Raw genomic sequence first — 3,258 nt, forward strand, 5'->3', positions numbered from 1 at the left:
CCCGCCATATCGGATCTTCACGGCAGCGGGCAGACTCTGGGCTGTAGTTCCACAACGGAGGATGACTTACGCATGATCACACTTACCAAGGAAGACGGACCCGCGGACCTGGACGGGGTCACCCACCTGTCCATCGGTGTCTCCTGGGATCCCACCGCCGGCAGCAGCGGCGGAGTGCTCGGCAAGCTGCGCCGCAAGACCGGCACCGACCTCGACCTGATCGCCGTCGCCATGCAGGGCCCGGACCCGGTGCGCCTCGCCGGTCTCGACTCGCTCGACCCCATGGGCAACGGCTCGCTGCTCCACAGCGGCGACAACCAGACCGGGCACGGGGACGGGGACGACGAGACGGTGACCGTCGAGTTCTCCCGGCTTCCCGGCGCCATCACGTCGATCGTGTTCGTCGCCGCCGCCTACAAGAAGGGCAGCAACTTCCAGAAGGCCCGCAACATCAGCTTCAAGGTCTACGACGCGACCGGCGGAAGCACCCAGCAGGTCGCCGACATCTGGCCCAGCCTCCTCAGCCAGGACAACGGATGTGCCGTGGCCAAGGCGGTGCGGGTCGGCAGCGCCTGGAAGCTGGAAGTGATCAACGAGACCGGCAAGATCAAGCAGGGCGACGAGCACGCCCTGATGCGCTTCGCCGTCACCAAGTAGTAAGGGGACGCGTCGACCCTCGCGCCTTTCCCGCGGTCCCGGACGCCTCCCGTGCCTGCCGGGCGCGCGCCCCGACCACGCCTCGCGTCACCCGCGCGCCCGGCCCCGCCCTGACCGTCCGCGCCCCGGCGGCGGGGACACCGGGGCCCGCCGGGCACGGCCGAGTTGCCGTGCGGGGCCGATGCGGGAAGGTAGGGAAGTAGCCCCGCGAAGGGAGCTTGCGGTGACAGGGTTTCCGGTCGACGACACCGCGGTGCTGAACGCGCTGTTCGCCGACTCGCCCCAGAGTCTGTTCGTCTTCGACGCCGAGCGGAAGGTCACCCGCTACAACCCGGCCGGACGGGGAGTACGGGGCCTGCCCGCCGGGGACGTCATCGGCCACGTCGTCGACGACTTCGTCCCCGAGTTCGGGGCGGGTCAGCTCAGGAAGCTGATCGAGGACGCCCTCACCACGGGCGAGCCGCTGCGCGGCCGGCTGGTCCGCGGGCGGGCGCCGTCGGACCCGCGGCGCACCCTCGCCGTCGAGGTGTCCCTCTTCCCGCTGCCCGGCCGGAACGGCGACGTCCCCGGCCTGGTGGGCGTCGTCGAGGACGTGACCGAGAGGCAGGCCGCGGCGGACCGCCTCGCCGTGCTCAGTGCGGTGCACGCGGCCGTCGGCTCCACCCTTGAGGTACGCACCACGGCCGAGGAACTGGTGCACGCGCTGGTGCCCGCCTTCGCCGACGCGGCGAGCGTCGACCTGCTGGAGGACGGTCCCGCCGGAAGTCCGCGCCGGAGCGGTCCCGTACCGACGGACGTCCCGCTGCGCCGGACCGCCTTCGCGCCCGCGACCGTCGAGACGAGCAGGAAGCAGGGCGACAGCCGCCCCTTTCCCTTCCCCACCCCGTTCACCCAGGCTCTCAACGACACCCAGGCCCGTGTCGTACAGGTCTCCGCGGACGATCCCTGGCTCTCGGCCGACCGGGACGGCTTCAGACCTCTGATCGCGGCGGACGTCCGCTCCATGATCGTCGCCCCGCTCATGGCGCGCGGCACCGTGCTGGGCCTGCTGACCCTGTACCGCAACCGGACCGACCTCTTCGAGGAGGCGGACCTGGACGTCGCCCGGCAGGCGGCCGGCACCGCGTCCGCGCACCTGGACAACGCGCGCAGCTACCGCCGCGAGCACACCGTGGCCTCCGCGCTGCAACGCCGGCTGCAGCCCGGGGAGATGCCGCGTCTGTCGGCGGTGGACGACGCCCGGCAGGGGCGGGTGGTCAGAGGTGGGGGCCGGGTGGGTTGGGGCGGGTGAGGCCGAGGTCGTAGGCGAGGATCGTGGCCTGGACCCGGTCGCGCAGCCCCAGTTTGCGCAGCAGCGCGTTGACGTGGGACTTCACGGTGCCGACGGTGATGCCGAGGTGGGCGGCGATCTCCGTGTTGTTGAGGCCGGTGGCGACCAGGGCGAGGACGCCCCGCTCCCGGTCGGTCAGGCTGTCCAGTCCGCCGGGGGCTCTCTCCCCCGGGGTCCCCCCGGCCGCCCCGGACGCGTAGTGGCCGATCAGACGGCGGGTCGCGGACGGGGCGAGGACGCTCTCGCCCGCGGCCACCACCCGGATGCCCTGCAGCAGTTCATCGGCGTACACGTCCTTGAGGAGGAAGCCGGACGCACCGGACCGCAGCGCGTCGAAGACGTAGGCGTCGAGGTCGAAGGTGGTCAGCACCAGCACGCGGGGGGCGTCCGGGCGTCCGGGCGCCCGGTGATGATCCCGGGTGGCGGCGATGCCGTCCAGTTCGGGCATCCGTAACGTCCATGACGACCACGTCGGGCGCCAGCTCCTCGGCCAGCCGCACCGCTTCGGCCCCGTCGGCGGCCTCGCCGACGACCGTCATGTCCTCCTCGGCGTCGATCACGGCGGCGAACCCCGCCCGTACGATGCCCTGGTCGTCGGCGACCAGCACCCTGAGACTCATCGTTCCCGCTCCTTCCCGCCGCCCGCGGTGAGCGGCAGCCGGAGGCGGACCGTGTCCGCGGGCCCGGTGCTCAGGGTGCCCTCCAGCACCGCGAGCCGGGCCGCCAGCCGCTCCCGTACGGCCGGGTGGGCGGCGGGCGCGATCCCGGTGGCCGTGATCGTCAACGTATCCTCCGCGGTGTCGAGTTCGAGTACCGCGGGCTGGTCGTCACCGGTGGCGAGGAGGGTCTCGGCGGCGTGGTAGGCGGCCAGGTCGACGGCGGTGGGCAGGTGGTCCGGTACGCGGTCGGTGAGGCGTATCCGCACCTCGCGGCCGGTGGCCCGGCACTGGCGGGCGAGCAGGTCCAGCGCCTGGAGGGTGGGCTGCGGGCGCAGTTCGCGCTCCGCCTCGCCCTCCCGGACGGTGTCGAGCAGGGCGCGCATCGCGGCCAGCGCCTCACGGGCGCGTTCCGTGGTCGCGTCCAGCCGCCCCGCCTCCGCCTCCGCGACCATGTCGGCGGTGCGTGCCAGCACGGTGGTCTCCAGCCCGCCGGCGATGCGGCGGCGCTCCGCCCAGGCGTCCCTCCTCGGTCCAGGCGGCGAGGCGTCTGTCCCGGCTGCCCCGGGTCCTGCAGCCGGGAGACCGCACCCACCTGGCGGTCCGCGGCGAACG

General features: G+C 73.3%; 3 protein-coding genes and 1 pseudogene. 2 read left to right on the plus strand and 2 right to left on the minus strand.

Annotation, left to right across the window (positions count from 1 at the left end):
* Positions 1–72 precede the first annotated feature (72 nt).
* Together B9S61_RS35785 and B9S61_RS35790 are read left to right on the plus strand one after the other, a co-directional pair.
* Positions 73–657: a TerD family protein gene (locus tag B9S61_RS35785; RefSeq protein WP_103545893.1), complete on the plus strand. Its 585-nt coding sequence runs from the start codon at positions 73–75 to the stop codon at positions 655–657.
* 223 nt (positions 658–880) lie between these two features.
* Positions 881–1,948: a PAS domain-containing protein gene (locus tag B9S61_RS35790; protein ID WP_103545894.1), complete on the plus strand. Its 1,068-nt coding sequence runs from the start codon at positions 881–883 to the stop codon at positions 1,946–1,948.
* On the opposite strand, the pseudogene B9S61_RS35795 reads toward B9S61_RS35790, so the two are convergent.
* A pseudogene (locus B9S61_RS35795) lies at positions 1,914–2,607 on the minus strand (response regulator). The gene B9S61_RS35790 and the pseudogene B9S61_RS35795 overlap by 35 nt on opposite strands.
* Entirely contained in the window at positions 2,604–3,119 is a 516-nt protein-coding gene (locus B9S61_RS35800) for a hypothetical protein (protein WP_258040036.1), read from the minus strand. The pseudogene B9S61_RS35795 and the gene B9S61_RS35800 overlap by 4 nt, the downstream one beginning before the upstream one ends.
* Positions 3,120–3,258 lie beyond the last annotated feature (139 nt).

The sequence above is a fragment of the Streptomyces sp. SM1 genome, assembly GCF_002910825.1.
In the GTDB taxonomy this organism is placed as follows: Bacteria; Actinomycetota; Actinomycetes; order Streptomycetales; family Streptomycetaceae; genus Streptomyces; species Streptomyces okerensis.